Origin of the sequence: Arthrobacter sp. SIMBA_036 (assembly GCF_046535135.1) — a bacterium.
Classification (GTDB): domain Bacteria; phylum Actinomycetota; class Actinomycetes; order Actinomycetales; family Micrococcaceae; genus Arthrobacter.
Genome location: NZ_JAWRXG010000202.1, coordinates 1 through 269, shown reverse-complemented (window position 1 = coordinate 269; position 269 = coordinate 1). Strand labels below are relative to the sequence as shown.

Here is a 269-nt window from a genome sequence, read left to right as displayed (position 1 = left end):
ACTGTTTCCTGGCAGCGTCCCGACGCTCCCGGGCATCTTTCAAACCGACTTCGGGGTAAACGCCTAGGGTGATACGCTTTTCCTTCCCGCCGAATCGGTACTTCAACGCCACCACTTGCCTCCGGCCGTGGCGATCTCAAGATAGAGACCACCGCCATCGAACAGACGAATCGGTTTTTCGCCCGGCCTTGCGCTCTTGATTTTGACGTCGGTGAGGGCCATACAGCACCTCCTGGGGGCAAGTGCTGGCGGGGGCAGGTGAGTTATCC

Annotated in this window: 1 pseudogene; it reads right to left on the bottom strand. The window is 59.5% G+C overall.

What is annotated here, in order from left to right:
• Positions 1-222: pseudogene (locus SB659_RS19620) on the bottom strand (Arm DNA-binding domain-containing protein); the annotation flags it as partial.
• Positions 223-269: the final 47 nt, after the last annotated feature.